At 63.1% G+C, this 24,265-nt stretch carries 21 protein-coding genes and 2 pseudogenes; 14 read left to right on the forward strand and 9 right to left on the reverse strand.

Annotation, left to right across the window (positions count from 1 at the left end):
* The first annotated feature begins 23 nt into the window (after nucleotides 1–23).
* The 8 genes from KDW55_RS28025 (at nucleotide 24) to KDW55_RS28060 (ending at nucleotide 8,816) form a co-directional block, all read left to right on the forward strand.
* Nucleotides 24–1,247 (forward strand): L-dopachrome tautomerase-related protein, encoded by a 1,224-nt coding sequence (locus KDW55_RS28025; protein ID WP_059548205.1) that lies wholly within the window; start codon nucleotides 24–26, stop codon nucleotides 1,245–1,247.
* A 40-nt stretch (nucleotides 1,248–1,287) separates the two neighbouring features.
* On the forward strand, nucleotides 1,288–1,941 hold the full coding sequence (nfsB, locus tag KDW55_RS28030) for an oxygen-insensitive NAD(P)H nitroreductase (protein ID WP_069242240.1): 654 nt from the start codon (nucleotides 1,288–1,290) through the stop codon (nucleotides 1,939–1,941).
* A gap of 70 nt (nucleotides 1,942–2,011) precedes the next feature.
* Nucleotides 2,012–2,935: a DMT family transporter gene (locus KDW55_RS28035; protein WP_038570992.1), complete on the forward strand. Its 924-nt coding sequence runs from the start codon at nucleotides 2,012–2,014 to the stop codon at nucleotides 2,933–2,935.
* A 27-nt stretch (nucleotides 2,936–2,962) separates the two neighbouring features.
* A complete protein-coding gene (locus tag KDW55_RS28040) occupies nucleotides 2,963–3,724 on the forward strand; it encodes a glycine betaine ABC transporter substrate-binding protein (RefSeq protein WP_212161712.1) in 762 nt (253 codons plus the stop codon).
* Between the two features lie 237 nt (nucleotides 3,725–3,961).
* Entirely contained in the window at nucleotides 3,962–4,762 is an 801-nt protein-coding gene (locus KDW55_RS28045; protein WP_069242242.1) for an SDR family oxidoreductase, read from the forward strand.
* Between the two features lie 56 nt (nucleotides 4,763–4,818).
* Nucleotides 4,819–5,580 carry an SDR family NAD(P)-dependent oxidoreductase gene (locus KDW55_RS28050; RefSeq protein ID WP_038571000.1) on the forward strand — a complete coding sequence of 254 codons (762 nt, stop codon included), beginning with the start codon at nucleotides 4,819–4,821 and terminating at the stop codon, nucleotides 5,578–5,580.
* A gap of 42 nt (nucleotides 5,581–5,622) precedes the next feature.
* Nucleotides 5,623–6,987, forward strand: coding sequence for an FAD-dependent oxidoreductase (locus tag KDW55_RS28055; RefSeq protein ID WP_059548215.1), 1,365 nt, complete (start codon nucleotides 5,623–5,625; stop codon nucleotides 6,985–6,987).
* A gap of 500 nt (nucleotides 6,988–7,487) precedes the next feature.
* On the forward strand, nucleotides 7,488–8,816 hold the full coding sequence (locus KDW55_RS28060) for an MFS transporter (RefSeq protein WP_209825843.1): 1,329 nt from the start codon (nucleotides 7,488–7,490) through the stop codon (nucleotides 8,814–8,816).
* Between the two features lie 60 nt (nucleotides 8,817–8,876).
* Here the strand turns inward: KDW55_RS28060 and KDW55_RS28065 are convergent, their stop codons facing one another.
* The 5 genes from KDW55_RS28065 to KDW55_RS28085 form a co-directional block, all read right to left on the reverse strand.
* Nucleotides 8,877–9,521: a response regulator gene (locus KDW55_RS28065; RefSeq protein WP_212161713.1), complete on the reverse strand. Its 645-nt coding sequence runs from the start codon at nucleotides 9,519–9,521 to the stop codon at nucleotides 8,877–8,879.
* Nucleotides 9,518–11,416, reverse strand: a complete 1,899-nt coding sequence (locus tag KDW55_RS28070) for a PAS domain-containing sensor histidine kinase (RefSeq protein ID WP_069242246.1) — start codon at nucleotides 11,414–11,416, stop codon at nucleotides 9,518–9,520. The genes KDW55_RS28065 and KDW55_RS28070 overlap by 4 nt, the downstream gene beginning before the upstream one ends.
* 30 nt (nucleotides 11,417–11,446) lie before the next feature.
* Nucleotides 11,447–11,827, reverse strand: a complete 381-nt coding sequence (locus KDW55_RS28075; protein ID WP_038571011.1) for a response regulator — start codon at nucleotides 11,825–11,827, stop codon at nucleotides 11,447–11,449.
* A gap of 158 nt (nucleotides 11,828–11,985) precedes the next feature.
* Nucleotides 11,986–13,002 (reverse strand): LysR family transcriptional regulator, encoded by a 1,017-nt coding sequence (locus KDW55_RS28080; protein WP_038571013.1) that lies wholly within the window; start codon nucleotides 13,000–13,002, stop codon nucleotides 11,986–11,988.
* 612 nt (nucleotides 13,003–13,614) lie between these two features.
* The gene (locus KDW55_RS28085; RefSeq protein WP_069242247.1) at nucleotides 13,615–14,448 is read right to left on the reverse strand and encodes an SDR family oxidoreductase; all 834 of its coding nucleotides are present in this window, start codon (nucleotides 14,446–14,448) and stop codon (nucleotides 13,615–13,617) included.
* Between the two features lie 101 nt (nucleotides 14,449–14,549).
* Here KDW55_RS28085 and KDW55_RS29675 point away from each other — a divergent pair, with 101 nt between their 5' ends.
* Together KDW55_RS29675 and KDW55_RS29680 are read left to right on the forward strand one after the other, a co-directional pair.
* Nucleotides 14,550–15,050 (forward strand): LysR family transcriptional regulator, encoded by a 501-nt coding sequence (locus tag KDW55_RS29675; RefSeq protein ID WP_280903323.1) that lies wholly within the window; start codon nucleotides 14,550–14,552, stop codon nucleotides 15,048–15,050.
* Nucleotides 15,047–15,475, forward strand: coding sequence for a LysR substrate-binding domain-containing protein (locus KDW55_RS29680; protein WP_261314437.1), 429 nt, complete (start codon nucleotides 15,047–15,049; stop codon nucleotides 15,473–15,475). The genes KDW55_RS29675 and KDW55_RS29680 overlap by 4 nt, the downstream gene beginning before the upstream one ends.
* 328 nt (nucleotides 15,476–15,803) lie before the next feature.
* Here KDW55_RS29680 and KDW55_RS29805 read toward each other — a convergent pair.
* The 4 genes and pseudogenes from KDW55_RS29805 to KDW55_RS28105 all read right to left on the reverse strand — a co-directional run.
* A pseudogene (locus KDW55_RS29805) lies at nucleotides 15,804–15,937 on the reverse strand (ABC transporter substrate-binding protein); the annotation flags it as partial.
* 17 nt (nucleotides 15,938–15,954) lie between these two features.
* Entirely contained in the window at nucleotides 15,955–16,797 is an 843-nt protein-coding gene (locus KDW55_RS28095; RefSeq protein WP_212161714.1) for a formate/nitrite transporter family protein, read from the reverse strand.
* A 329-nt stretch (nucleotides 16,798–17,126) separates the two neighbouring features.
* Nucleotides 17,127–18,482: a nitrate regulatory protein gene (locus KDW55_RS28100; RefSeq protein WP_209825977.1), complete on the reverse strand. Its 1,356-nt coding sequence runs from the start codon at nucleotides 18,480–18,482 to the stop codon at nucleotides 17,127–17,129.
* Between the two features lie 626 nt (nucleotides 18,483–19,108).
* Nucleotides 19,109–19,963: an AraC family transcriptional regulator gene (locus tag KDW55_RS28105; protein WP_212161715.1), complete on the reverse strand. Its 855-nt coding sequence runs from the start codon at nucleotides 19,961–19,963 to the stop codon at nucleotides 19,109–19,111.
* Between the two features lie 205 nt (nucleotides 19,964–20,168).
* Here KDW55_RS28105 and KDW55_RS28110 point away from each other — a divergent pair, with 205 nt between their 5' ends.
* The 4 genes and pseudogenes from KDW55_RS28110 (at nucleotide 20,169) to KDW55_RS28125 (ending at nucleotide 24,138) form a co-directional block, all read left to right on the forward strand.
* Nucleotides 20,169–21,041, forward strand: coding sequence for a PhzF family phenazine biosynthesis isomerase (locus KDW55_RS28110; RefSeq protein WP_212161716.1), 873 nt, complete (start codon nucleotides 20,169–20,171; stop codon nucleotides 21,039–21,041).
* Between the two features lie 3 nt (nucleotides 21,042–21,044).
* A complete protein-coding gene (locus tag KDW55_RS28115; protein WP_212149870.1) occupies nucleotides 21,045–22,505 on the forward strand; it encodes a winged helix-turn-helix domain-containing protein in 1,461 nt (486 codons plus the stop codon).
* A 77-nt stretch (nucleotides 22,506–22,582) separates the two neighbouring features.
* A pseudogene (locus KDW55_RS28120) lies at nucleotides 22,583–22,846 on the forward strand (transposase domain-containing protein); the annotation flags it as partial.
* A 299-nt stretch (nucleotides 22,847–23,145) separates the two neighbouring features.
* Nucleotides 23,146–24,138 carry a hypothetical protein gene (locus KDW55_RS28125; protein WP_212161717.1) on the forward strand — a complete coding sequence of 331 codons (993 nt, stop codon included), beginning with the start codon at nucleotides 23,146–23,148 and terminating at the stop codon, nucleotides 24,136–24,138.
* Nucleotides 24,139–24,265 lie beyond the last annotated feature (127 nt).

Here is a 24,265-nt window from a genome sequence, read left to right on the forward strand (position 1 = left end):
CTGAATCAGACCGGAGAACCCCCATGCGCTTCCCGCATCGACACATCGCTAGATTCCCCGTCATCCGCCGCCACGCCAGCGCGCTCGCCGCCGGGCTGGCGTTCGGCGTGCTGATCACGCCGGCTATCGCGCAGACGCCGGCTCACGACACGCCGGCTGTCGGACAGGCGACCGAGCGCACCCTCGGCGTCATCGAGACCGTCGCGACGTTTCCGGGGGCAATGCCCACTGGCGTGACGGTAACCGAACGCGGCAGGATCTTCGTGAACTTCCCGCGTTGGGGCGACGCCGTGCCGTTCACGGTCGGCGAAGTGCGTGACGGCCGCGTCGTCGCTTATCCGAACGCGGAGATCAACCGTGCCGATGCGTCGCGCCCGGCCACGCACTTCCTGAGCGTGCAAAGCGTCGTTGCGGACGGACGCGGCCGGCTGTGGGTACTCGACACCGCAGCGCCCAATTTTTCGGAGCCGGTCGCCGGCGGCGCGAAGCTCGTTGCCATCGATCTCGACACGAATCGCGTCGTCAAGACCATCGTGTTTCCGGCCAACGTGATGCGCACACAGACCTACGTGAACGACGTTCGCTTCGACTTCCGCGTCGGCAAGGCCGGCGTCGCGTACGTGACGGACTCGTCGTTATCGGGCGTCGGCGGGTTGATCGTCATGGACCTCGACAGCGGCAAGGCGATACGCCGCCTCACCGGCGACGTGTCGACGTCCGCCGATCCGGCGTTCGTGCCGGTCGTCGAAGGGCAGACTCTGAAACTCCGCGACGCGAACGGCACGAGCAAGCCGTTCTCCGTGGCGTCCGACGGCATCGCGCTGTCGGCCGACGGCAAGACGCTGTACTACTGCCCGCTGTCGAGCCGACATCTGTACTCGATTCCAACCGCGATGCTGCGCGATCCGTCTATCAGCGACGCACAACTCGCAGCCGCCGTCACGGATCTCGGCGAGAAGGGCGCGTCAGACGGCCTTGCGAGCGACGCGAACGGGAACATCTATGCGGGCGACTACGAACACGACTCGATTCGCCGGCTCCAGCCGGGCGGCGAATGGCGGACCATCGTGCACGACCCGCGTGTGCTGTGGCCGGACACGCTGTCGGTGGGCGCCGACGGCTACCTGTACTTCACGGCGAATCAGCTCCATCGTCAGCCGGTCTTCCACGGCGGCAAGGACGAGCGTGAGAAGCCGTATGCGCTGTTCCGCGTGCGCATCGATGCCGGTCCCGCGCCGACCTATTGACCGCACCGCTACCCATTAACGACAACCGGAGTTTTTCGCAATGAACCTCGCCGACGCCGTCCATGCACGCCATACCGTGAAGGCCTTCGACAGCGGCAAATCGCTGCCGCAAACGGAGGTCGACACCCTGCTCGCGCTGCTCCACCAGTCGCCGTCCTCGGTGAATTCCCAGCCGTGGCATTTCGTCGTCGCGGCGACGCCCGAAGGCCGTGCGCGAATTGCCGCCGCCACGACCGGCACCTATGCGTACAACGCGCCGAAGGTCGTCAATGCATCGCACGTGATCGCGATGTGCATGCGCATCGACATGGACGACACACACCTGCAGACGATCCTGGAGCGTGAGTCCGCCGACGGCCGCTTCAAGACCGCCGAGATGCGCGCCGCCCAGGACAAGAGCCGGCGCTCGTACGTAGACATGCACAAGTACGAGCTGCGCGATACGGCGCAGTGGATGGAAAAGCAGGTGTACCTCGCGCTGGGCGGCCTGTTGCTAGGCGCGGCCGTGCTGGGCGTCGACGCCACACCGATGGAGGGCTTCGACAGCCGCGCGCTCGATGTGACCCTCGGCCTGCGCGAACGCGGTTTGACGAGCGTCGTACTGGTATCGCTCGGATTCCGCAGCGACGAGGACTTCAACGCCGAGCTGCCCAAGTCGCGGCTGCCGCGCGAGCGGATATTCACCTTCATCTGATCGTTCGACTTCGACGCGCGTTCGCCGCCGCCATGCGGCGTCGGCTCGCATCACCCCGAGGAGCGTCATCATGTCCGAGCTGGTTCGCGTGGAGCCGCAGAGCCGCACCGCGGCGGCGCCGCAGTCCAAATACGGCGGTGCGACGATATTGGGCGCCGCCATCCTGTTGTGGGGCGCCAACTGGCCCGCGATGAAGTTGGGCCTCGCGCACATCACGCCGCTGTGGCTGTCGGCGATGCGTTTCGCATCCGGCGCGCTCTGCCTGTTCGCGGTGCAGGCCGTGACCGGTACGCTCAGGATCCCGAAGCGCGGCGATCTGCCGTTTCTGGCCAGCGTCGGCGCCCTTCAGATGCTCGCCTTCACCGCGTTGAGCGCCATTGCGCTGCATCGCGTGGGCGCCGGCCGCTCGGCGGTGCTCGCGTATACGACGCCGATCTGGGTCACGCCCGTGTCGGTCCTCGTTTTTCGCGAGCGGCTTTCCCGGCGCACGGCGCTCGGCACGACGCTCGGCATCGCGGGCGTGCTGTTGCTGTTCAACCCGCTCGACGTCGACTGGCACGATCATCGGGCCGTGCTGGCGAACGTCATGTTGCTTGCAGCTTCGTTGTGTTGGGCGGTCTGCATCCTGCATCTGCGGCATTTCCGCAGCGAATCGAGCGCGTATGTGCTCGCCCCGTGGCAGATGCTCGTAGCGGCAGTACCGCTGGTCGTACTCGCGGTAATCGTCGAAGGGCGGTACACCGGCGATGGCAGCATCGCATTGACATCGGCGCTGCTCTACATCGGCCCCATCGCGACGGCATTCTGCTTTTGCGCGGTGAATGCCGCGAACACGCGCATGTCGAGCACGAGCATGGCGACGGCGATGCTCGGCGTTCCCGTCTTCGGCCTTTTCACGGCAGTGCTCTTTCTTCACGAGCCGCTCACCCCGGCGCTGGCGACGAGCGACGTTCTCATTGTCGCCGGCATCGCGCTTTCCATTACCCGTCGCTGATCTCGATCGTCTACCCAGGAGAATCTCATGGCCGGTCACGTCCCGCCGCAATCCGCGCTCAAGCTGGTTACCATCGATCTGTCGTTTCATCGTGCGGCGTCCGCCGTCGTGCGGCGAATATTGAATGCGCATGGCGTTACGGTCCAGGAAGTTTTCGCGCCGCACGAACAAGCATTCCGGCTGCTGCGCGAAGGAAAGGCCGACATGCTGAGCAGCGCGTGGCTGCCGAGCAGCCACAGCATTTATCTCGCACCGTTTGAGCATGACGTCGAGAAAATCACGGTTCTTTATCGGCCATACGCGTTGTGGGGCGTGCCGGATTACGTTCCGGCCAGCGCAGTGCGCGCGATTCCCGATCTGAAACGGCCCGATGTCGCCGCCCGGATGGTCAAGCGGATTCAGGGCATCAATCCTGGCGCGGGCATCAGCCGCTTTTCGCGCGAAATCGTTACGCAGTATGGTCTGGACGACGCGGGCTATCACTTCGAGAACGGCACGCTCGACGACTGCGTTGGCGCCTTCGAACAGGCGGTCGCCGAGCGTCGCTGGGTCGTCGTTCCGCTGTGGACGCCGCAGTATCTGCATGAGCAATACACGATCCGCGAACTCGACGATCCAAAGGGCCTACTGGGCGGCACGGACGACGCCACGCTGATTGTGAGGAAGGCATCGCTTCACGCGATCGCGCCCGCCGCGCTGGCCGAACTGCGCGCGCTGAACCTCGGCAATCGCGAGACGAGCCGGCTCGACTACGTGCTGTCACGCACCGGTGCGAAGCGGCCGAGCTGACGCTCGACGATCGGCGCCGCCAGATGCCGGCTCGCCGATCCGGTATTCATGCTGGATGAATTGAGTTTATGGGTGGGACTCGTTGATCGACCCGTCATGCGGCCAATACACTGCATCGCACTACGCCGACACGACCGAGGAAGCGCATGCAACACGGAGCCACCGGCATCATGCAAGCGGCTCATGCACTTCCCTGACCTGTGTCGATCACTTCGTCACCCTCACCGGAGCAACAGCATGACGCAAGCACATCAAGGCACCGCACTCATCACCGGCGCATCGTCGGGCATCGGCGCAATCTACGCACAACGACTCGCACGCCGCGGCTTCGATCTCGTCCTCGTCGCCCGCAACCGGGACCGGCTCAACGACTTCGCGAAGCGCATCACCAACGACACGCAGCGCAATGTAGAAGTGATCGCCGCCGACCTGGGCGATCCGCATGCGCTCGCCGAGATCGAAGCAAAGCTGCGCACGGACGCGAGCATCACGCTGCTCGTGAACAACGCCGGCGTCGGCACGCACAAGCCGCTGCTCGAAAGCGACGTCGACGCCATGACGCGCATGATCGACCTCAACGTGACAGCGCTGACGCGCTTGACCTATGCGGCCGTACCGGGCTTCGTCGCGCGCGGCCGCGGCGCGGTGATCAACATCTCGTCGATCGTCGCAATCGGCCCCGAGCTGCTGAACGGCGTGTACGGCGGCAGCAAGGCGTTCACGCTCGCCTTCACGCAGTCGCTTCATCACGAGCTGGCGGACAAGGGCGTGCAGGTGCAGGCCGTTCTGCCGGGCGCGACGGCGACGGAGTTCTGGGACATCGGCGGGCTCCCGCTCGACAATCTGCCGAAGGAGATCGTGATGTCGGCGTCCGACCTGGTCGATGCGGCACTCAGCGGTTTCGACCGTCGGGAAGTCGTCACGATTCCGTCGCTTCACGCAGCGGAAGAATGGGACGCCTACGATGCCGCGCGTCGCGTCATGCTTCCTCATCTGTCCAACAGCGTCGTCGCTGCCCGTTACGCGGTCACGCATTGACCGTTGCCATCCATTTTCGTAGCTGCTTCCGTCACACATTCAAAGGAACGTCGATCATGAAACTCACCGGAAACACCATCTTCATCACCGGCGGCACGTCGGGCATCGGCCGCGCGCTCGCGGAAAACCTGCATCGTCGCGGCAACAAGGTCATCGTCGCCGGGCGCCGCAAAGCGCTGCTCGACGAGATCGCACGAGCGAATCCGGGCATCGACACCGTGGAGCTGGACGTCGGCGACGCGCAGCAAATCGAGCGCGTCGCACGCCAGCTGATCGCCGACTATCCGACGCTGAACGTCGTCGTCAATAATGCGGGCATCATGCCGTTCGACGATGCCGGTGGCGCGCTCGACGACGCCCAGGCCGTGCGCCTCGTGACCACCAACCTGCTCGGGCCGGTTCGCGTCAGCGCGGCGCTCGTCGAGCATCTGAAAGCGCAACCCGAGTCGTACATCATCAACAACAGCTCGGTTCTCGCATTCGTGCCGCTCGCGGCCACCGCGCTCTATTCGGCGACGAAGGCCGCCATTCACTCGTACACGCTGTCGCAGCGCTTTGCGTTGCGAAACACAAGCGTGCATGTTCTCGAGATCGCGCCGCCGTGGGTCGATACGGACCTGATCCACAAGAGCGGCGATCCACGCGCAATGCCGCTCGACGCATTCATCGCGGAGACGCTCGAGCGTCTCGAAACCGCGACGACGGAAGTCGTGGTCGAGATGGCCCAGCCGCTGCGCAGCAACGTCGGCCCGAACGAGCATGCGTTCGTCGAGCAGTTCAATCAGGCGCTCGTCGACAACCCGATTCCGGTTGCATGAGTCGTTGCGGATCGACGTATGGACAACTTGAGGAGTCGCGTTATGGAAAGCCCCAGACATTACGAATACCTGTTCCTTGGCGGCGGCAAGGGTGGCAAGTCGCTGGCGATGGATCTCGCGCGTAGCGGCAAACGCGTGGCTGTCATCGAGCGCGGGATGATCGGTGGTTCGTGTATCAACGTCGCGTGCATTCCGAGCAAAACGTTGATTCAGAACGCACGCAACATGCACGCGTGGCGCACCGCTGCCGCGCCGGCGCGCCCCGTTGCCGACATGGCGCGCGTTCATGCGAACGTGCGCGGCGTCGTCGACGGGATGGTGGATATCAACCGCCGCGCGTTCGAGCAGTCCGGCCTCGAGCTGGTCATCGGCTCCGGCCGCTTCGTCGCGCCGCGGCGGATTGCCGTGCGCGCTGCCGACGGCAGCGAGCAGGTGTTCGAAGGCGAGAACGTCTACATCAACACCGGCACCGTCGCGACGATTCCCGACGTACCGGGGCTACGCGATGCCGGCCCGCTGACCCACGTCGAGGCGCTCGGCCTCGACGCGCTGCCTGAAAAGCTGATCGTCATCGGCGGCGGCTACATCGGCCTCGAGATGGCGCAGGCCTTCCGGCGACTCGGCAGCGAGGTCGTCGTCGTTCATGACGCGCCGCGCGTCGCCGCCCGCGAGGACGAGGACGTCAGCATCGCGATCCAGCAGGCGTTCGAAAGCGACGGGATCACGCTGAAACTGTCCGCCCGCTTGGCACGCGTGGACGGCCGGTCCGGCGCCGGCGTCACGGTCGCGCTCGGCGACGGCACCACGGTCGAAGGCAGTCATCTGCTCGTGGCGACCGGCCGGCGGCCGGTCACGGACGACATCGGCCTCGATCTGGCCGGGGTCGAGCGCGACGAGCGCGGCTTCATCAAGGTCGACGACACGCTCGCGACCACCGCGGAACGGACCTGGGCCATCGGCGAAGTAGCCGGCACGCCGATGTTCACGCACGCGTCATTCGACGACTATCGCGTGCTGAAGGCCGGCATCGAAGGCCGTGGCGGCAGCACGGCGTCGCGCGTGATTCCGTACGCGTTGTTCACCGACCCGGAGCTGGCGCGCATCGGCCTGAACGAAACGGACGCCAAAGCGCGGAACACGCCGGTCATCGTCGCGAAACTGCCGATGGCGGCCGTACCCAGAGCGCGCACCAACGGCACCACCACCGGCTTCATGAAAGCGCTCGTCGCGCCGGACACCGGCCAGATTCTCGGCTTCACGATGGTCGGCGCGGGCGCGGGCGAAGTGATGTCGGCCGTCCAGATCGCGATGATCGGCAAGTTGCGCTACACGGCGGTGCGCGACGCGATTCTTGCCCACCCGCTTCTCGCCGAAGGCCTCAACCTGCTTTTCGCAACGATCAAGTAAGCCGCCGCTCGCCCAGATTGCCGGGTTTTCCCGGCAGGGCGCGCGGGCCCGGCCGGCTGCTTGCGCCGTCGCGACGCCTGATGCGTCGCGACGGCGTCGGCACGTCCGCACGCGTGTCGCAGCCGACATAAAAATGACTGCACTTTGCGTACTCGCGTCGCCGCTATCCGGTAAAATCCGCGGGCGAGTTCGAATGGCGCGTCGCCTCGGTCAACAGGCACACGGACGGCGCGGCAGTCGCGAGCTTCGAGAAAAACATGCGTTCGTCGATACCGACGCCCCGCCGCGGGCGCGTGGGCATCGACCGTGGGTAAAGTCGCCGTTCTTCCACTTGCATCCAGCAACCCGCTGCACTTCGTTACCGAGCGAACGACGTGCACGCGCAGGTATGCGTCGCGGCGTGGAAACATGAATTGCTGTTGGCATTCGATATCGACGATCACAGGCGTTGCCATGGACGAATCCGCGCGGCCTGGCTCGCCATGCAACGAGGGAACCTCTTGGATCTGAACGCGACGCGCTCATCCGGTCATCCGGCCGGCAGCGACGACCCGAACGACGAAGCGCGCGAAAATCGGATCGCGCGGCATCTCGCGCTACGCATCCTGCCGATCTTCATGTTCGCGTACGTTGCCGCATACGTCGACCGCATCAACGTCAGCTTCGCGAAACTGCAGATGGGCGTCGACCTCGGTTTCACCGATGCGGTGTTCGGGTTCGGAGCCGGCACGTTCGCGCTGGGCTACGTGGTGTTCGAGGTCCCGAGCAACATGATCCTGCAGCGGGTCGGAGCGAAGCGCTGGCTCACGCGCATTATCCTGTCATGGGCGATCGTGTCGGCGCTGACCACGTTCATCGCGACACCGAAGCAGTTCTATGTGATGCGCTATCTGCTGGGCGTCGCGGAAGCCGGGCTCGTACCGGGCATCGTCTATTACATCTCGCAGTCGTTCCCGCGATACCATCGCGCGCGGGTGCTGTCCACGTTCTACGCGGCGCTTCCGCTGTCCGGGCTGATCGGCTCGCCGCTGAGCGGCTTCATCATGGAATACTTCGACGGCATCGGCGGCCTCGTCGGCTGGAAGTGGATGCTGGTCGTCGAGGCGTTGCCGGCCTTCGTCGCCGCGCTGCTTTGCTGGAGATATCTCGAGGACGACGTCACCCAGAGCCGCCACGAAAGCGACGCCGATCGCGCGTATCTGAGCCGGACGCTCGCCGTAGACCGCGCGCTCGCCGCCTCTGCGAACAACAACCAGATGTTCGGCAGCTGGATCTTCTGGACGTTTGGGGTGATCTACTTCCTCGACGTGTTCGGAATATACGGCTACACGCTGTGGGCGCCCACGATGATCAAATCGCTGGGCGTCGGAAGGGATCTCTTCATCGGGTTGATTGCAGCGCTGCCGAATGCGGTCGCAATGATCGTGATGATCACGGTCGGACAAAGCGCGGATCGTCATCGCGAGCGCCGCCTGCATACGGCCGCCCTGTTCCTGCTGGCAGCGGCCGGGCTGACGCTCGCGCTCGTCTGGCACGGCAACCTGTGGCTGACCGTGATCGCGCTGTGCATCGCCAATGCCGGGTTGCTGTCCGTGCCACCCGTGTTCTGGGGTATGCCGACGGCATTGCTCGGCCCGAGCAACGCGGCGAGCGGCATCGCCTGGATCAGCGCGATCGGCAACATCGGCGGCTTTTTCGGCCCCTATGTCGTCGGCGTGCTGAAACAGTCGTCGGGCAGCTTCGTGCTTCCCGTGTCGTGCATGATCGTGTGTCTGCTGGCAGGCCTGTGTCTCACACTGACGCTGCCGACGCACATCGTGAACCGATAGGCTGCCGGCAGCGCACGCGCCGCCGCAGCGCATCGCGCCGGGGGTGCGGCGCCAACACCGTCATTCCGATGCGGGATCCAGCCCCAATGCTTGCGCGCCAAGCACGAATTCGGGCAGCGTTCGCGCGCCCATCTTGCGCATCGCATGGCCTCGATGGATCTTCACGGTGATTTCACTGAGCCCCATCTCCGCGGCAATCTGCTTGTTCAGCAGGCCGCTCACCACGTACTTCATCACTTCGCGCTCGCGCGGCGTCAATGTGCCGTAACGGCGGCGAATGTCGGCGAGACGACCGTCCGACTTGCGGCGCTTCTCGTCCTTCAGCAATGCATTCTGGACGACGTCCAGCATGTCCTGATCGCGGAACGGCTTGGACATGAAGTCCAATGCGCCGTTCTTCATCGCCTTCACCGACATGGCGACGTCGCCGTGCGCCGTGATGAAGATGATCGGCAACTGGAGATCGCCGGCAACGATCTGTTCCTGCAAGGCAAGGCCGCTTTGGCCTTTGAGCCGGACGTCGAGAATCAGGCAGCTCGGCACATCGCGCTTGTCGAAATCGAGAAACTCCTGAGCCGAACCGAAGAGTTCCACGCCAAGACCGACAGAGCGAAACAGCCGGCCGAGCGCATTGCGCATCGAGTCGTCGTCGTCGACGACATATACGACAGAGTTCGTTGCGATGAGATCGGGACCGTTGCTCATGGCTGCGTGCTTCCTTCGACTGGTAGAACGAACTGCATCGATGTCCCCTCGTTTTCTTGTGATTCGGCCCAGATGCGGCCACCATGCCCTTCGACGATCGAACGGCAGATCGACAGGCCCATTCCCATGCCCTCCTTCTTGGTCGTGAAGAACGGCGTAAACAGCGAATCGGCGTCTTGCCTTCTGATGCCGTGACCGGCGTCATCCACCCTCACCTGCACAGACGTGCCGTCAACGAGCCGCGTCGACACGGCCAGCGTGCGCCTGCGGTCCGCGACGCCGCTCATCGCCTGCACCGCGTTCATCAGAAGATTGATGATCACCTGCTGCAACTGCACACGATCGCCGCGCACCCACAGCGACGGCTGGCAGTTCTGCGCGACTTCGACGTCGTGGCTCTGCAGCTCGCGGCGCATCAGATCGATCGATTGCTCGACGATCGACGTCACGTCGACGCGCGCGTCGTCCCGGTCGTTGCGCTTCGCCATCGCACGAATCTGCCGAATGATGTCCGTCGCGCGCCGCGCGTCGTCGGTCATCTGTTCGATCGAATCCCGCACCTCGTCGAGGTCCGGCACGTCGTGGTTGAGCCAACGGAGCCCGGCCTCGCCCGATGTGACGATCGCAGCCAATGGCTGCGTGACTTCGTGAGCGATCGAAGCCGCCAGTTCGCCGAGCATCGTGACCCGCGTGACGTGGGCCAGTTCCGCGCGCGAGCGCTCGAGCGCCTGCTCGGCCTGCCGGCGCGCCTCGATGTCCGTATTGACGCCGTACCAGCGGCGAATCCGGCCGTCGCCGTCGCGCAACGGTGCGGCGCCGATGATCATGCAGCGATACTCGCCGCTGCCGAGCTGGACCCGCGCCGTCACCTCGAACGGGCTGCCCGACGTAATCGCGTCGTGCCACGCCGCCTCGAGCGTTGCGATGTCGTCGGGATGCACGATGTCGCGCCATACGTTCGTGCCGTCGCGCGTTCTCACGTCGTAATCGGTCCAGCGCCGATTGAGGTACAGCAGCCGGCCGTCTTCGGCGGTGCTCCATACCATCGCGGGGATCGCGTCGATCGTTGCCACCAGTTCTTCCTTCTGGCGGCGCAACTCGGCCTCCAGCGACTTCGCCTGCGTGATGTCGCTGTCGGTGGACAGAATCGCTATCGGCTGGCCCGACTTGTCGCGCGACACAATCCAGCGGCTCGAAACCAGCACCGTCTCGCCGTTCTTGCGCGTGCGCGTAAGTTCCCCTTGCCAGCTGCCGTCCCGGATCGTCGTGTCGATCAGCTCGGCGATCGGCGATGCGGCTCCGGTGCGCGTCAGCTCGTGAAACGCCTCGCCGAACGCTTCGTGCGCGCGCCATCCGTACAGGCGCTCCGCGCCCTTGCTCCAGAAACGGACTCGCCCGTCAAGCCCGTACACCACGATTGCATCGTGCGTGAGGTTCAGCAAATCGACCTGGTTTTGCAGCATCGCGCGGCTGCTCTGATTGCGCAGCGCCAATGCCGACACAGTCACGATCGCAATGACACTAACGATACAACGCGCGAGCGAACTCACCGCGATCTGGTCGCTTTGAGCGAGCAGAAAACCGAGGAGAGTCAGCGACACGCAGGCCCATGCCACGCCGACGGTGACCGTCGGGGACGCAACCGACGCGACCAGCAGCACCACGACGACATACAGCACGGCGACCGCGACGTCGACCGGCGCAAACGCATCGATGAGGAACACCGTTAAGCCCAGTGCAATCGCTACCGCATACACGACGTAGGGGCTCGTGCGCAATTGAGCGTCGACATTCGGGCCCAGCGCCGACGCGTGCACCGCCGCGAGCTCGGGCGGCGCAATGATGTGGTCCACACGTACGCCGCGACCCTCGCTCATCTGGCGATTGCTATCCATATCGTGACTTGATAAAAACGGATGTCCGGATTACTGGGGGCCGCTGTTTGCGGCGACGTCCTCGAGGCGCTCCTGGATTCGCGCCGGATCCACCGGTTTGCTGAACACGCAGATCGCGCCAAGCTTCATCGCTCGCTCGCGCGTTGCTTCGGACGGAAAAGCCGTGATGAAGATCACAGGAGGAGCCGGCCCGCGCTCCAGCAGGGTTTCATACATCTCCAACCCCGTGATGCCCTTCATATGCACGTCCGAGATGATACACGCGACATCCAGTATCAGATCGGCGTCGAGGAACGCCTCCCCGGACTCGTAGACGCGCACGTCCCAGCCCAGCGAGCGCACGAGACTGCGCGTTGCCCGACGGATGGACCGATCATCATCGACGATGGAAACAATACCTCGGTTCGACATACCAGCGGGTCCTTGCCCTTCAATTCAAAAAAATGGCGAGATCGCGCATTCGAGGTCCGCGGGCTCGACCGCATCCTATGCCGCCGGCATCGGCACGCAAACTATACTTCGGTATAACGCCGCGCCCGATATGCGTGCAGCCACCTGGTCTGTGCATCTCACGCCGTGGCCGACAGCTGCTGGAAGCCCGCTGTAATGAACGGCCGCTCGCTGTTCGGCGTCCAGTACGGTGCCGCGTCGCGCCTGCCGTTCGGCGCCGACGTATGGTCGAAGCTGGCGATTTCCAGATCGCGAAGCTGGGTCTGCATCCAGTCGATGAACGCGCGTATCGACATCGGCACCTGACGTCGATCCGGATACAGCACCGAAATCGGCAGCGGCGGCGGGCCGTACTCGCCGAGAATGCTGACGAGCGCGCCCGTCGCCAACTCTTCCGCGACCATCCGTTCGCTCACCTGCGCGATGCCGACGCCTTCGACCGCATATCGAACGGCCGAACGCACATCGTTGACGGAAATCCGCTCGGCCAGCTTGAGCCGCGTCTCGGCGCCGTCCACGGTGTAACGGAACTCGCGGACCGGACCGAAGCGCCGCGGCGTGTAATGAATAACGTCGTGGCAATGGAGGCCGTCGGGATCGACCGGCGTGCCGCGCGCTTTCAGATAGTCGGGGCTCGCCACCGTCACCGCATGGAACTGCCCGACGCGACGGCTGCGCAGCGACGAGTCCGCCAACTGGCCGACCACGACCGCGCAGTCCACGCCGTTCGCAATCAGGCCGTCCGCGTCGCCGCCGACGTCGACGCGCAAGCCCACTTCCGGATGGTTCGCACGGAACACCGGCAGGAACGGCAACACCGAATGCGCGACTTCCTGATCGAGATCCACCGCCAACCGGCCGCGCGCGACCTTCCCCGCGCCGCTCAGTTGCTGCTGCATCAGTTCGATCTCGCCGAGAATGCGCTGGCAGTGCTCCTGATACTGCTCGCCCTCCGCAGTGAGCCTGACACAGCGGGTCGATCGCTGAAGCAACGTGACGCCGAGATATTCTTCCAGTCTGCGAACCAGCGTGCTGGCCGACGCTGCACTGATACCGAGCATATCAGCCGCTGCGGTGAAACTGCCGAGGCGGGCGACGTGACTAAACACTGACATCGCGTGCAGGGTACGGTCCATGCTGTTCTCCGGAAATTGTTGCGGTGGAAGGATTAACCGGAAGTCTAGAGAACCGTCGGCCTCCGCAATATCACCTCGTGGGAGTTTGGACCTTATACGATAGTGTTAGCCGCCACACCATCGACCCGGCGAAATCGCACGGCGGTACGTGGAATTGAACGGGTGATCGCTGCTGGTCACACGCAATCCGGCGCAGGGTCGCCTGGCCGGCTACTGACGGCCCGTGGATTTCCGATTCGTCACGTCGCCCAAATCCATTGGCCCGCAACGTAACTTTTGGCCGTTCTGACGAGTTCGCTTCCGAGCGGGATGCTCGCCCCGATTCCATTCAACACTGATGTCAGGGTAAACCGGTTATTCCTTCAAGGAACGCTTATGCCGGGCGTGCGCCACAAGCGACGGCCCGGCTGTTCGAAAGAGCGCGGTTTGCGCCCCTCTCTCTTGCGACAGTTCAACGCTCCCATGTTGGTGCAGCTGGTGCATCTCCTCTGACGTAGCGCTCGAGCACCGCATTGAGCACGCTGCGCTCGATCGAACCCTCGTCCGCGAGCGATGCTCCGGACCCAGCCGATGAGCACGATCATGCGTTGCCGCCATCCAGCGATTTCGGCGTCACGCACTGTCTGTCGACAGTGCCTGCTGCTTTTGGGCCTCAAGACCGGCGAGGCGTTCGCTGAGGGCTTTATGGATCATGTTGTGTGCATCGGTGCCGAGCACGATCCGTCTTGGCGCTGGGGTTTCGTGCGCGCTGGCGATAATCACGCGCACCATCTTCTCAAGATCGCCATTCGGCGCGAAAGCAGGATCGGCCAGCCGCGCACGCAGTGCGCCGATCGGCGAGTCCTTGTAGGCCGGCAGGTCTGCACCCATCCGGGCGCCGGCGGTGCATCGGAATGCCGTCCGCACACTGCCCGGCTCGACGATCGTCACGCCGATATCGAAAAACGCCACCTCAGCGGCGAGCGATTCAAAAAAACCCTCTAGCCCCCACTTGCTCGCATGGTAAAGCGACGCGCCAGGATGCGCGGCCTGGCCACCGTACGTAGACATCGCGACGATGCGCCCGCCACCCTGCGCACGCAGGTGAGGAAGTGCCGCACGTGTCACATGTATCGGACCGACCAAGTTGGTATCAATCTGGTCCCGGATTTGCTCGCTGGTCAGCCCTTCGGCCGGCCCGAACAGCCCATAGCCTGCATTATTCATCACGACATCGATCCTGCCGTATTCGGCAAACGCTTGCCGCACCACATTGGGGATGGCTGCGATGTCGGTAACATCCAATGGGAGTCGCCGAAACGATTCCGGGTAACGCGCGCGCAGGTCGTCGACGGATTGCAGTTCACGTACCGTACCGACGACACGGTGACCACGCGCGAGCAGTTGTTCGCTCATCTCGCGGCCGAAGCCGCTGTTCACAGCCGTAATGAACCACGTATGGGTCATGACACGCTCCTTCAGTCGAATGGGAATCGGGTCATCACTGTATCCGCCGCTAAAGCAGGCGATAAGTGGTCTAATGCGGCATGTCTTGATGGCAAAAAACCATGAATAGCCGCCCCACTCTAAATGAACTGAGAGCGCTCGGCGCGGTTGTCAGTCACCGCAGTTTTCGAAAAGCCGCCGAAGAACTCGAGCTGGCTTCCTCCACACTTAGCCACATGATGCGCGATCTAGAAGAGCGACTCCGCGTGCGGCTGCTTAACCGAACGACGCGCAGCGTTTCCCCCACTGCGGCCGGGGAACGCCTCGTCACGAAGCTTCATCCGATTTTGCAGGATCTCGACAGCGTGCTCGCCGAGATGGATGCGAATCGCGATCACCCTACTGGCACATTGCGTCTCACTGCGTCCGAGACGGTATCGATGCTGCTTGTTCAGAAAATCATCCCCGAATTCCTGCACCGGTACCCGGAAATCCGCGTCGACCTCGTCGCCGAACCGGCCTTCGTGGATATCGTTGCCGAAGGCTTCGATGCAGGCTTTAGGCTGGGGAGGCAGTGCCTCAGGATATGGTCGCGGTTCATTTCGGCGGCCCGTCTCGAATGATTCCCGTCGCATCCAAAACATATCTCGCTGCCCGCAAACCGCCGCGCACGCCAGTTGATCTCACTGAACACCAATGCATTTGTTCCCGTACGCCGAACGGGCGGCCGTACAAGTGGGAGTTCAAGCGCCGTGGTCATGCAGTTTCGATTGATGTTCCGGGCCCACTGGTCTTGAACCGGACCGAATTGATGCTTGAGGCCGCACTACAAGGGCTCGGGGTGGCTTTCGTTCCCGAGCAGATGGCCAGGCCGTACCTCGATAATGGTTCGCTGAGCGCGTTGCTGAGCGAATGGTGCCCGACCTACCCCGGCTTGTATTTGTACTACCCCGGACACCGACAAGTTCCCGTTGGTTTGCGCGCTTTTGTTGGCGTTCTTAAGGAGCTCGACGCTACGCGGTCGCATCGCGATGGTCCACGGGTGTAGGGCGTTCACAATAAGCGCTAGCAATGTTCATAGGCGCGCCAATATGTTCGGCAACCCTGCCGGCACCGGGTTCCGGGCCGCGAAAATTGTGGAGTTCGATAGCGCGATATCGCTCGCAGACCGGCATCGAGAGCCGCGTCCTTTCGGAAATCGCGCGCCTGGATACAGTTAATGAACAATCATGGAGTGTCTGAGCAGCCCGCTACGACGGCTTTCGCGGACACGCGCCGTCCCATGCAGCCTGAGCACCGCTAGCGCCAATCCTGAACACCAACCGTTGTCGTGGAGCATCCGAAAACAGGCGATGGCCGGATTCGCGCATGTCGTGCGCCCAGTCGGCCCGGCGCGCGGCAAGCCTCGCCGGCGTGACCGTGAGTGCGTCGTAGATCCGCGCCGGTGCGTCCGCCGACGGGGACGGTGCGCGCCCCGTGCGCGTTTCAGCGCCTCGCCGGCGTTAGGTTGCGGCGTGCGCAGCGCGATCAGGCCTTACGCGCGACGACACCCACCGGCGAAGCGGGCGCGCGTTTCGGTGCGGTCTTGTAGTGCGTGCTGTACAGCGCCGCGCCGACGAACACCAGCCCGCCGACCAGGTTGCCGAGTACCGTCGGGATCTCGTTCCACAGTAGATAGTCGACGATCGTGAAGTGGGCGCCGAGCATCAGGCCGGACGGGAACAGGAACATGTTCACGATCGAGTGCTCGAAGCCCATGTAGAAGAACACGAGGATCGGCATCCACATCGCGATCACTTTGCCGGGTACGGACGTCGACATCATCGCGGCGACCACGCCGGTCGACACCATCCAGTTGCACATCACACCGCGCACGAACAGCGTGAGCATGCCGGCTGCGCCGTGGGCCGCATAACCGAGCGTGCGTGCTTCGCCGATGCCGCCGATCTTCTGTCCGATTGCGTTCGGTGCTTCCGAAAAGCCGAATGTGAAGATGATCGCCATGAACAGCGCGACCGTCAGCGCGCCGGCGAAATTGCCGAAGAACACCAGCGTCCAGTTGCGGAACACGCCGCCCCAGGTCGCGCCGGGTCGGCGATCGATCACCGCGAGCGGCGCGAGCGTGAATACGCCGGTGAGCAGGTCGAAGCCGAGCAGGTAGAGCATGCAGAAGCCGACCGGAAACAGCAGCGAACCGGCCAGCGCGTTGCCTGTGTTGATCGTGATGCTGACCGCGAAGGCGGCTGCGAGCGCGAGTATCGCGCCCGCCATGTACGCGCGAATCAGCGTATCGCGGGTCGACATCGACAGCTTCGATTCACCGGCGTCGACCATCCTGGTGACGAATTCGTTGGGCGTGAGATAGGCCATGGTGTGCGCTCATAGAGTTGGACGGGCAAAAAAAAACGCGCGAGGCACTCGCTGGACATGCGAGTGCCTCGCGCGGACGCTGTTATCCACGTGATCGGCCGCCACGGTTGGACATGGCGGGATCGTCAGGCCGCCATTAGCCCGACGAACGAGATGTTTGCAATTTTCATACCGGTGACAACGATATCGCGATGCAGGCCGGCAGGACGCGAAATGCCGGGGAAAATGCCGCGGACGATCGCAGCAAGCCGCACTCGCGCGGTGCAAACTGCACTTCGTGCATGCGCGTCGCGCGCCGCCGCGGTGCGTGAAGCGCGGTGCCGTTCCTGTCAGGTCGTGCCGTCGTCGTGCGGTGTCTCCGGCGTGCTTCGCTGCGTACGGCGTCGCGCGGAAGGTTGCGCGTGCTCGTCGACGAATCGCTCGGGCGACGTCAGCGCGTCTTCCGCGATATCGGCAAGTGGCCGATTGCCATCCATCGACGCTTTTTGCAGCATCCGATACGCTTCGTCCTCGCGCATCCTGAAGCGCGTCATCAGCGTATTTTTCGCGCGCTGCACCAGCTTTCGTTCGTAGAGCGCGCGACGTGCCGCATCGAGCTCGACCTCCGCACCCGCCAGTCGCGCCGATTGCGATTCCAGCAGCGATTTCAGGCTGGCGAGCGTCAACGGATCGGAGCCGGAGAGGCGTCCCGGCAGCTCGTGAACCGCCGCGCGAGCCGACAACGGATCGCCGGCGAAGAACTGCGCGAGCGCCTGGATATGCGGGGGCGGATTGTTCCGCAACTGAGCCATCAGGCGCTCGGAGTCGCGAAGCGTTCGGTGCGCGTCGTCGATTCGCGCGTCGCACGTTTCCTGCACCTGCAGCGTCAGCGCAATTTGAAGGTACCAGAGATCGTCGATGCGGGCGCTCGCGGCGTCGAACCATGCTTTGCTCAGGCCGGCGTCGAGCGCATCGCCCGCGCGCGCCGTGCATAGTACGCGGCGCAGCTTCTCGAGCGCTGCCATGTGCGGCTCCGTCATGCGGATTTCCCACCATGCGTTTTGCGCCGTGCTTGCGAAGCTCGCGAAGACTTCGAGACTGCGCTCCTGCGCGGCGATCAGATACAGCAGGCGCTGCTGTTGGTCCGCCGAAAACGTGCCCGCCGCGAACATGTGCGCGCCGACGGCGCGTTCCTGTCCGGCTTGCTCCTTGCCCTCGACGACATGGACGAGGGCAATCAGCATGCGCGACACCGACGGATCTGCCGCGCTGTCGGCAAACTGAAAAATCAGTTCCACCAGGCCGCCGATCACTGTGCTGAACGCCTGGACGGAATCGTGCGCCGACAGCCCAAGATGGTCGATCCGTTCGCGCAGCACATCCAGCGATTCCAGGTCGAGCAGCACCCACGCGATCAGCGACAGCAGACGCGACGTCGAGCCGCGCGCGGGCGTCAGCTCCAGATCCAGCCGCGCGCGCAATTGCGCGACGAGCGGCGCCGATTCACCGCGCGAAGCCGCGCGCTCCGCGACAAAGCGCTTGCCGCTCGACGCCAAATAGATGCTGGTGGTGCCGCGCTCGCGCTGTAGCGCGTGGATTAGGCGGCCGAGCAAGTCGACCAATTCGATCTGCTCGGCCAGGCGGCGCAGGGACGCGATTTCCTGATGCTTGGCGAGCAGCGCAAATTGCAGGGCGGTGGCGGGCATGGTGGAGACTGACCGTCGACAGTGACTTGGTGCAGTGTAGTGCGGACAATAATCGTCGTTTTTTGACGCCTCGCCTACCAAGACTCGTGACGAAGGCGCAGTCAGCAACGAGGCCACCTATTTGGCGCCGCTCAAGCGTGAGCTTTAGTCGCTCCGCGATGCAGGCCAGCCGTGATACGCAGGCTTTTGAGCGGGCGCTCGCAGCATAGTGCACGGTGATAAGGTGCCCTATCGTGCTGGCACATTAGCCCCGGCATCAGCGTTGGCCGCGACCGCGCGCGGTTCCGGGGCGACGCGAACGACTCTGCACGACCTGTTGCCGACGCTCGAGCCAATGACAGTGTAACGGCAGGTATGACACACAAACGGTCCCCTGTCGCTCTTGGCATTCGGGATGCCATAGGCGCAGCCTGTCGTCGCCTTTGCCTGGCATGGCTCTGGCAACGACGTTTACCGAGCAGACTTTGAAGCCCTCAATAACGGCCGCCAGCATCGGCCATTAAGCGTCAAGACTGGATCTGCCACGCCAGAACCACCCGCAGCAACTGTCTCGCGAGCGGTCAGGTACGCCAGGATTTACCGGAGGAGCGGTTGAGTCCGATGGGCGTGACAGAAGTGAAGAGGCGTCAGTTGCATCGAGCACGGGACGCCTTTACCTCGCGCGGCGAAGGCAGACCGAACTTGTTAAAGAGCCTTGCCAGATAAGAAGGCGATTCGATCCCTACGCTCAGCGCTGCCGACAGCACGGTTGTGCCGGGAACACTCAAGAGCGAACGCGCGCGCATGACACGTTGCCGGAGTTGGTAATCGGTGACACTTTCACCGGTCTCCTCGCGGAAAATCCGGGTGAGATGACGTCGCGATATGGCGAATTCCGAAGCGATTGTCTCGATATCGATCCGCTCCGCCAGCATGACGTCAAGATACGCCTTGATTTCACTGACCAGCTGCTCGCGCGAAGCCTTCCGATTGGCACCGCTCGGTGCGGCACTTAGCACAGCCGCCACGCACGCTGACGCAATCAGCCGATCGACCAGATCGCTTTGATACCGCAACATGTCATGTGCTTCCTCCGTTTCGTTGTCCGCGTCGAGCCGTGTCTGCAAACGCAGTGCCCCGAGCAGAGCAGGCGGCGGCACGCAGTATCGCGGTGCATCGCCCACGGCGATCCGGACATTGGATTTGCGCGCACAAAACGAAACGAAGTCGCGCTCCGCATAGACCGCCGTATGACAATGCTCGCCGGGATTGCTCGCCGTGTCGTGAAAAACCCCCGCCGGAACCATCGCAAGCACGCCGGCGCCGATGCGTTGCGAATGCTTTGAACACTCCGAAGTCAGCGTCAGCGAGCCTTGATTCGGCAGCAGGAACATGAATTCTTCGTGCTCGTGCCACGACGTCACGTAATCGGCCATCGTGATGCGACGGGTCGCAGCCACGCGATCGGCGGGAATGTGCGATTTAGACGTCTGATAAAACATGGCGAATACCTGCGACTTGGGACTTGATAGGGGTGGGCAGCTCGGATGCCAACCGCCATGGCCCGATAGTTCGCATTATCCGGCCCAAATGGAAGCGAATAAAAAACGCAGGCCGTGCATGCTGCGAGAGACGACGGACTGGCCTTTGCGCCAGCTTCACACAAGGCGGCATACCGAGCGGCGGAGCTAATAAGGGAGCAAGCGCATGAGCATCGTACAACGTGTGCGGCTCGTACGGGTATTTTCGACCGGCGACGAGGGCGGCAATCCGGCTCCGGTTGTGCTCGATGCGAACGGCTGGTCCGACGCGCAGATGAAAGAGGTGGCCCGCAGGTATGGTCTGGAAAGCGGGTTCGTGATGCGCGCCGTCGATCCGCGCCATGATTTCCGCTTCCGCTTTTTTGTGCCCAACCACGAGATGGAGATGTGCGGACACGCGGCGCTGGGCGCATTGTGGCTGCTGCGTCAGACAGGCGCATGGCGCACGAACACAGCGCTGATTGAAACGCTGAGCGGCAGCGTCGAAGCACGTTACGACGCGTCCGACGCGCGGATCGAAGTCAGCCAGCCTGCGGGGCGCACCGAGCCGGTTGTTGACGTGGCGCTCATCGCCAGAACACTCGATGTATTGAACCTGGTTGCGGGCGATCTGCTGCCTGTCGGCATCGTCAACGCAACGACGAGCCGCACCAAAACGCTGGTGCCGGTCCGCTCGACTTCACGGCTGAATGCGATCACGCCGAAACTCGACCAAGTCGAAGGCTTGTGCGACGCGCTGTCGTCCACCGGTCTGTATCCGTTTTCGCCGGTTGTCAGCGCCCCGCACGTGTTCGAGGCACGGCAATTCCCGCGCGCGTCCGGCTATCCGGAAGACGCGGCGACCGGCATCGCAGCGGCAGCGCTCCTGTACGGTGCGCATCGCTATGGGCTCGTCGCCGCGGGGGGACGCGGCATCGTCGTGCGTCAGGGCGTGGCGATGGGGCGTCCGTCGGCGATCACGGTGAACTTTCGCGATCCGGCCGATAAAGGCAGCGGGTGTTGGCTCAGTGGCCCGGTTTGTCTGATCGACGAGGTCTGAGCGATGTTGCTAGGCACACTCGAAGTCGATTTGTCGACGCGCTCGCTGCGACGTGACGGGAAAGCTGTCCATGTCGGTTCGCGTGCGTTTGACGTGCTCGCGGTACTGTTGTCGGCGGCGGGACGTCTCGTAACGAAAGACGAGTTGATGGGCGCGGTCTGGCCCGGGACCGTCGTTGAAGAAAACACTCTGCACGTGCACGTCGCCGCGTTGCGAAAATTGCTCGGACCGCAGCGCGATCTGATCGTGACCGTACCCGGCCGCGGTTACCGACTTACTCGCAGACAAGCCCCGAGCGCGAATTTGGCGATGACTGGCGATATCCCGCAACGGCAAAGGGCACTCACAGGACGCGATGGCCTGGTGTCCGATATCTCGGCAATACTCGACACGACGCATGTATTGACACTGGTGGGCGCAGGTGGAGTTGGGAAAACAAGCGCGGCGATTGAAGCTGCTCATGCGGCACTATGCGACCGTTTTGATATCACGCGTTTCGTCAACCTTGCCGATGCCGCCACTGCCGGCCTGGTTTTGCAAAAAGTAGCTACGGCATTCGGCTTATCGATATCGGAAGACAGGTGGGGGATGGAGGAGCTTGCCGCAGCTCTACCACAAGATCGCACGCTGCTAGTGCTCGACAACGCTGAGCACGTCATCGATGCAGTCGCTCGACTTGTCGATTCGGTTTGCGTCCGGCATGACAACTTGCGGATGCTCGTAACGAGCCGCGAGCCGCTGAGAGTACCAGGTGAAGCCGTGTTGCGCGTGCGCCCACTCCAGGTGCCGCTCCCCGGCTCGTCCACCACGGAGATCCTGGATTGTGCGGCAGTGCAGTTGTTTATGCAGCGCGCGGAACAGTCAGGTTGCGACCTTGATAGTTTGAGAAAAAGCGCCCATCTCGTTGGGAACATCTGTCGCCGGCTCGACGGTAATCCACTGGCGATCGAAATGGCAGTGGCACGTGTCGGTACATTCGGCCTTAGCGGTGTTCACGGATTTCTCGACGACCGCTTCAAGTTGCTGACGCGTGGATACAGGACGGCTCTTTCGCACCACCAGACGTTGCTGGCTAGCTTCGATTGGAGCTTTGCGTCGCTGAGCCCGTCGAGTCAGAAGTTATTTGGGCAGATTGCGGAATTCCAGAGTGCTTTTACGTTCGAGGCATTGCGCGCGCTAGTATGTGACAGGAGCTATACAGTGTCCGACGTAGCCAGCGACATTGCCGAATTGACCGACAAGTCTCTGGTGAGTGTCGAGCCGGATCGAGACGGACACAGATTTTTTCTTTCCGAATCCGCTCGAGCATACGCATTGCAAAAGCGTCGCCTCGGAACGGGCGACATTCAAATGCTCGCGCAGTATGCCGGTTACAACTTCGCTGCTCGTGACGCGGCTCCGACCATCGGAACGGATTCGTTCAACGCGAAAGCGGAAGAGCGGGCGCTCGCCTACGACATCTGAGCATGCAAGGAAGTGGCACGCGTGGCCCCGCTAACGCCACCGAGCGAATAGCATCGACCAGGTGAATGTGCTCTACGGGTGGCGAACGTGCCGCCGCGATGTATAGCCTGATCGGCACCGCACGCCTGAACGGCCTCGATCGCGACGCGTATCTCGCCTACGTCCTCGAGCACATTGCTGACCAGCCGATCAATCGCATCGACGAACTGCAGCCGTCGAACGTGGCGCCGTCGCTGCCGTCCACTGCCCACATCCAACCCCTCCGCGAGCGTCGCGATTCTTCGTCGTCGACAACCTGCACAGATGAAAAAAACCGGCGCCGAGCCGGGTTTACCGAGTGAGGCGAGAAGGATCAAGGGCGAGCCGGGTGACGCCCGCACTTCGATTCGACTCCGCTCGCGACCAGCGCCCGCATCTGCTGCCAAAGATTCTGCTCGCGCCCGCCGAGCTCGTCGCGCATGCGGAACAGCTCCGTCCCACGAGCAATCTCTCGTTGCGCTACTGCCGGGCATTCGCCGCTTCCAGATTGAAACGTTCTCCGGTTCGCGTTTCATGCTTTTATTGCGCGTGAGTGAGGCTTCCGGGTCGGCGTACATCATTAATATCGGTACTACACCTTCTGTTAACCGGAGAAACCCCCATGACGGGCAGCAACAGCTTTCCTCGCGTTACGTACGGCAACAACGCTTACACGACTGATTTTCATGAACCGTATCCAGCGCCCGGCTCGGGGGCAGGGTCGCATACTTCGCCGGCCTCTAACACGCAGCCTCCTGTCCATGGGATGCCTCCGGCATTCCACGGGCGTCCATCTTCCGCGCCAACGACGACTGATCCCGCGTTTGCTGCCACCTACAGCAGCGTAAGGCGGTACGGTATCCTTCCTCAAAACCGGATGCGTGAGCAGAACATTTCGTTTAATGAATCACACGACGGTCGAGTGGATCGGAACGATATCGATGTTACCCGGATAAAGGGTAGCTCGGATCCCGAACAGAGGGCGCGCGCCGCCCGGATGGCGCTGGAAAACCCTGCGCATGGGGCGCTGTCCGTCGCGCTTGAGCGCCATGGATACGGCCCGCTGCATACTGAAACACGCGCGCCATCCATGGAAGAGCTGATTGGGTCGTTGAGTCCCAAACAACTTGAAGAGTTTAACGCAGCGGTCGAGTACGGTATGAAGCCCGAGGACCTTCTCGCGATGATGGCGACGGATCAACAAACAACAAGTCTGTCACCGGAAGGGCAGTCTCAGGCCTACCATCGGATGCAGAATACTTTTATGGTGACAGCGCACGCAAGTGCCCCCGCGGAATATGCAACCCCGTACGAATACACTCGTCCCGGTATGCCGCCGTCAGAGTTTCGCGGTGTTTACGTCCCGCAAGCGCATGCGCACACCGCCCGGCAAGTTGATCGGGAATTGGCCGCGCGTCAGCCAGTATATCCGCCGGCCGTAGTCGTGCCAGACGGGCACGGAATGAGGCCGTATTATCAGGCGTCAAATGGTAACCAGCAGCAGATCCACGGCGTTCAAGCTCCTGACTATTACAATGCCCTAAGAGCCCAGCTCCGTTCCAACGACGACTATGACGCACACATCGTAAAGACCGGCATTCAACGCGGATGGTAAGAACCGTCCACGCACGCGCCATACGTCGGTCACCCTGGCTTGCAGACTTATCCGTTCATCGATGCGCATCGGACGCTCGCTGTGACTCGCGACCGCAGTCGAACAACGCTTCTTCCGGTCCGACTTG

The sequence above is a fragment of the Burkholderia sp. AU19243 genome (genome assembly GCF_018148075.1).
Lineage (GTDB): Bacteria > Pseudomonadota > Gammaproteobacteria > Burkholderiales > Burkholderiaceae > Burkholderia > Burkholderia latens_A.

What these genes read in the sequence shown, in the direction of transcription:
- KDW55_RS28025 (WP_059548205.1), top strand. Translation starts at nt 24, where the DNA reads ATGCGCTTCCCGCATCGACACATCGCTAGATTCCCCGTCATCCGCCGC.
- nfsB (WP_069242240.1), top strand. Translation starts at nt 1,288, where the DNA reads ATGAACCTCGCCGACGCCGTCCATGCACGCCATACCGTGAAGGCCTTC.
- KDW55_RS28035 (WP_038570992.1), top strand. Translation starts at nt 2,012, where the DNA reads ATGTCCGAGCTGGTTCGCGTGGAGCCGCAGAGCCGCACCGCGGCGGCG.
- KDW55_RS28040 (WP_212161712.1), top strand. Translation starts at nt 2,963, where the DNA reads ATGGCCGGTCACGTCCCGCCGCAATCCGCGCTCAAGCTGGTTACCATC.
- KDW55_RS28045 (WP_069242242.1), top strand. Translation starts at nt 3,962, where the DNA reads ATGACGCAAGCACATCAAGGCACCGCACTCATCACCGGCGCATCGTCG.
- KDW55_RS28050 (WP_038571000.1), top strand. Translation starts at nt 4,819, where the DNA reads ATGAAACTCACCGGAAACACCATCTTCATCACCGGCGGCACGTCGGGC.
- KDW55_RS28055 (WP_059548215.1), top strand. Translation starts at nt 5,623, where the DNA reads ATGGAAAGCCCCAGACATTACGAATACCTGTTCCTTGGCGGCGGCAAG.
- KDW55_RS28065 (WP_212161713.1), bottom strand. Translation starts at nt 9,521, where the DNA reads ATGAGCAACGGTCCCGATCTCATCGCAACGAACTCTGTCGTATATGTC.
- KDW55_RS28070 (WP_069242246.1), bottom strand. Translation starts at nt 11,416, where the DNA reads ATGGATAGCAATCGCCAGATGAGCGAGGGTCGCGGCGTACGTGTGGAC.
- KDW55_RS28075 (WP_038571011.1), bottom strand. Translation starts at nt 11,827, where the DNA reads ATGTCGAACCGAGGTATTGTTTCCATCGTCGATGATGATCGGTCCATC.
- KDW55_RS28080 (WP_038571013.1), bottom strand. Translation starts at nt 13,002, where the DNA reads ATGGACCGTACCCTGCACGCGATGTCAGTGTTTAGTCACGTCGCCCGC.
- KDW55_RS28085 (WP_069242247.1), bottom strand. Translation starts at nt 14,448, where the DNA reads ATGACCCATACGTGGTTCATTACGGCTGTGAACAGCGGCTTCGGCCGC.
- KDW55_RS29675 (WP_280903323.1), top strand. Translation starts at nt 14,550, where the DNA reads ATGAATAGCCGCCCCACTCTAAATGAACTGAGAGCGCTCGGCGCGGTT.
- KDW55_RS29680 (WP_261314437.1), top strand. Translation starts at nt 15,047, where the DNA reads ATGATTCCCGTCGCATCCAAAACATATCTCGCTGCCCGCAAACCGCCG.
- KDW55_RS28095 (WP_212161714.1), bottom strand. Translation starts at nt 16,797, where the DNA reads ATGGCCTATCTCACGCCCAACGAATTCGTCACCAGGATGGTCGACGCC.
- KDW55_RS28100 (WP_209825977.1), bottom strand. Translation starts at nt 18,482, where the DNA reads ATGCCCGCCACCGCCCTGCAATTTGCGCTGCTCGCCAAGCATCAGGAA.
- KDW55_RS28105 (WP_212161715.1), bottom strand. Translation starts at nt 19,963, where the DNA reads ATGTTTTATCAGACGTCTAAATCGCACATTCCCGCCGATCGCGTGGCT.
- KDW55_RS28110 (WP_212161716.1), top strand. Translation starts at nt 20,169, where the DNA reads ATGAGCATCGTACAACGTGTGCGGCTCGTACGGGTATTTTCGACCGGC.
- KDW55_RS28115 (WP_212149870.1), top strand. Translation starts at nt 21,045, where the DNA reads ATGTTGCTAGGCACACTCGAAGTCGATTTGTCGACGCGCTCGCTGCGA.
- KDW55_RS28125 (WP_212161717.1), top strand. Translation starts at nt 23,146, where the DNA reads ATGACGGGCAGCAACAGCTTTCCTCGCGTTACGTACGGCAACAACGCT.